General features: G+C 35.5%; 2 protein-coding genes. One reads left to right on the top strand and one right to left on the bottom strand.

Annotated features, from left to right (window positions below):
* Positions 1-399: 399 nt before the first annotated feature.
* Positions 400-1,125, top strand: a complete 726-nt coding sequence (locus Q0A18_RS02785; protein WP_292008648.1) for an ATP-binding protein — start codon at positions 400-402, stop codon at positions 1,123-1,125.
* A 69-nt stretch (positions 1,126-1,194) separates the two neighbouring features.
* On the opposite strand, the gene gcvP is transcribed toward Q0A18_RS02785, so the two are convergent.
* Positions 1,195-4,053, bottom strand: coding sequence for an aminomethyl-transferring glycine dehydrogenase (gene gcvP, locus Q0A18_RS02790; protein WP_292008649.1), 2,859 nt, complete (start codon positions 4,051-4,053; stop codon positions 1,195-1,197).
* Positions 4,054-4,121 lie beyond the last annotated feature (68 nt).

Genomic DNA, 4,121 nt, shown 5'->3' on the forward strand with positions numbered 1-4,121 from the left:
GTATTGCAACATGTTTAGTCGTATTAGCTTCTTACTTCCTGACTGCGAGAAGAGAAGGAAATTAAGTTGATACACTCATTATAACGTATTATATTTAATTTATTATATTGTATATGTTTAGGACCTTATAAAGGGTCACTGCTCTTTTACTCACCAGAGTAAAAGAGTCGGAAACATAGTCAATTCAACTATCGTAACAAATTTTGATTTTTTATATTTGGGGCTGGACTTACGTTCGGCTTTCTTTTTTTCCATTTAATTAAAGTCTTATCTTTGTAAAATATTAAACATAATTTAACAAATGATATGAATAAAAAGATAATTTCCTTTTTAAAAAATGGAATCTGAAAAGGTCGCTCCTAATTATTTCTATTATATAGCCTATTAGTACTTATAAAAATGAATTTATACAATCTCATTATTCAGGACAAGGAACAGGTAAGCCTACAGGACGTTTTTCTTGAAAAATCCAATAGAAACCAATTTATACAACTGATCAAAGAACATACTTTCATCAGGGAACTTCAGGAATATGGTCTTCCCATCAATAATAAGGTTCTTCTTCAGGGCAGTTCCGGCTGTGGTAAAACAATGACTGCAAAAGCAATTGCCAATACATTGGGAAAGAATATCCTGATATTAAATCTCAGCAATATAGTTTCTTCCCGCATCGGAGAAACCTCCCAAAATATTAAAATGATTTTTGAAAAGGCAGCAAGAGATAAAACGGTCTTATTCCTGGATGAACTAGACCAAATAGGAAAAGCAAGAGGAAGTGATGATAAAGACGTAGGAGAAATGAGAAGGCTTGTCAACACTCTTATCCAGCTTATTGATTATTATCCTGAAAATGCACTCTTATTATGTGCCACCAATCATCCGGAGATCATTGATACAGCTCTATTAAGACGTTTTCAATTGAGAATCAATTATGAAATGCCTGATGCTGAAACATTGGATCAGTTTTATGACAGTTTATTATCTAAATTCCCGGAGAATTTAAGAAGGATCGAACGCCAGTACAATATATCTTTTGCTGAAGCTAAAGATCATGCTTTCACCCTGATCAAAGCTAAGCTGATTAATCGACTTGAAATGAACACCCCATTATTTACAGAAAAATAACCAGATCAATTATAAAAAGAAAATCCGCTCCATATAGAGCGGATTTTTCATTATGATATAAGTTATATCTTACATATAAGCTTCAATAGGTTCGCATGTACAAACCAGATTTCGGTCTCCATATGCTTCATCTACTCTTGAAACTGAAGCAAAGAACTTATGATCTCTTACCCAATCCAGCGGATAAGCTGCTTTTTCCCTGCTATATGGTTTATCCCAAGAATCAGAGATTACTACCTGCTCTGTGTGAGGTGCATTTTTCAATACATTATTCTCTTTATCTGCTTCTCCGTTTGCAATTTCCTCAATCTCTCTCTTAATAGAAATTAAAGCTTCAGCAAAACGATCGATTTCTGATTTACTTTCAGACTCAGTAGGCTCAATCATTAATGTTCCAGCAACAGGGAAAGACACAGTAGGAGCATGGAAACCATAATCCATTAATCTTTTTGCTACATCAGCTACTTCAATTCCTAATGATTTGAACTGACGGAAATCTACGATACATTCATGAGCTACTCTTCCACTTTCATTCGAATATAAGATAGGGAAATGCTCTGCCAAGATTTCTTTTAAATAATTCGCATTCATGATCGCATGTTCAGTTGATTTTTTCAAACCTGTAGTCCCTAACATTTTAATGTAAGCATACGAAATATTAAGGATTAATCCCGATCCGTAAGGTGCAGCGGAAATACCTTCAATAGACTCGCTGGTACCTACTTTAATATTAGCATTGGTTGGTAAGAAAGGAACCAAATGTTTAGCGACACAGATCGGACCTACACCAGGACCTCCACCTCCGTGAGGAATGGCAAAAGTTTTATGTAAATTCAAGTGACAAACATCTGCTCCGATATTTCCAGGACTTGTAAATCCAACCTGAGCGTTCATGTTCGCACCATCCATATATACCTGTCCGCCATGTTCATGGATCAGTTGAGTAATCTCTTTAATATTGGCATCAAAGAATCCGTAGGTAGAAGGATAAGTAATCATTACAGCAGAAAGGTTAGCAGAATTAGCTTCAGCTTTTGCTTTTAAATCTTCAAAATCGATTTCTCCGTTCTCCAGATTTTTAACAACAACAATCTTCATTCCTGCCATTGCAGCTGAAGCCGGATTAGTTCCGTGTGCAGATTGAGGAATCAATACTACATTTCTGTGATGATCACCTCTTGATTTATGATATTGTCTGATGACCATTAATCCTGCATATTCTCCCTGAGCTCCTGAGTTAGGTTGTAAAGAAGTTCCTGCAAAACCTGTAATTTCTGAAAGGTCTTTCTCTAATTCCCTGATCATTTCCTGATAACCTACAGCCTGATCTATCGGTACAAATGGATGAACACTTCCCCATTCTCCCCATGATAAAGGCAGCATCTGAGTAGCTGCATTAAGTTTCATCGTACACGATCCTAAAGAGATCATTGAATGTGTTAATGATAAATCTTTTCTTTCAAGACGCTTGATGTAACGCATCAATTCTGTCTCAGTATGATATTTATTGAATACTTCTTCTGTAAGAATTTCATCTTTTCTCAATAATTCATCAGGAATACTGTACTCCTCTTTCAATTCAAGTTTAAAAGCCTGCTTATCAATGAAATATCCAAATGAATTGATCAGTACATTCAGCTTTTCAACAGTAGTACTTTCATTAACTGAAATACTTACAACTCCTTCAGTGAAATAGTTAAGATTAATTTTATGATCTCTCATCATTCTCATTAATCTTGCTTTTTCTTCTTCTGCAAGTCTGATTTTAACGGTATCAAAAATAGGCTCTTCCACTACGTCAAATCCTAAAACCTGAAGACCGTTTCTTAAAGCATTAGCTTTATAATGAATCTGATCAGCGATAAAATTCAATCCTGTAGGTCCATGGTATACGGCATACATTCCTGCCATTACTGCTAAAAGCACCTGAGCTGTACAGATATTGGAAGTCGCTTTTTCTCTTTTAATATGCTGTTCTCTTGTTTGGAGAGCCATCCTTAGTGCTCTTCTTCCATACATATCCTGAGAAACTCCGATAATCCTTCCCGGAATATCTCTTTTATAATCTTCTTTACAAGCAAAGAAAGCTGCATGAGGACCTCCATATCCCATAGGAATACCAAATCTTTGTGTTGTTCCTACCGCACAGTCTGCACCCATTTCAGCCGGAGATTTTAACTTTACCAAGGCCATAGGATCACAGGCAACAACTACCTGTAAGTCTTTCTTTTTATATTCTGCAATGTTGGATGTATAGTCAAGTACAATACCATTTTTACCCGGATATTGTAATAATACGCCATAATAGGTTTCATCAAATTGATGATTTTCGTGATCTCCTATTATAATCTCTATTTCTAGACCTTCTGCTTTTGTTTTTAATACGGAAACGGTTTGTGGTAAAACCAATTCAGAAACAAAAAACTTATTGGCAATAGCTTTTTTCTGATCTTTTGTTCTGTTATTAAAGAACATGTGCATAGCTTCCGCCGCTGCTGTAGATTCATCCAGCAAAGAAGCATTAGCCAGTCCAAAACCTGTAAGATCACACACAACAGTCTGGAAATTAAGAAGAGCCTCTAATCTTCCTTGGGCAATCTCAGCCTGATAAGGTGTATACGCTGTATACCAACTTGGATTTTCAAAAATATTTCTCTTAATCGCTGCCGGTAAGAGGGTATTATGATATCCAAAACCTATGTAGTTCATAAAATCGGCATTCTTGACAGCCAACTCTTTTGAATGACGAATCATTTCGTATTCTGAAAGTGGTTCAGATATTTCAAGATCCTTTTCTAAACGGATAGAAGCTGGGATAGTCTGAGAAATTAACTCTTCAATACTTGAAACGCCAATTTTATCCAACATCGCCTTTTTATCAGCTTCATTAAGGGAAATGTGACGATTCACAAACTGTTCTGTATTCATTTTTTATATTAGATTTTGTTTGTAAAAAAAGATGGGTAAAATTACAATTTTTTGAAGGAATTTCCAAC

The organism is Chryseobacterium sp., assembly GCF_022712095.1.
Lineage (GTDB): Bacteria > Bacteroidota > Bacteroidia > Flavobacteriales > Weeksellaceae > Chryseobacterium.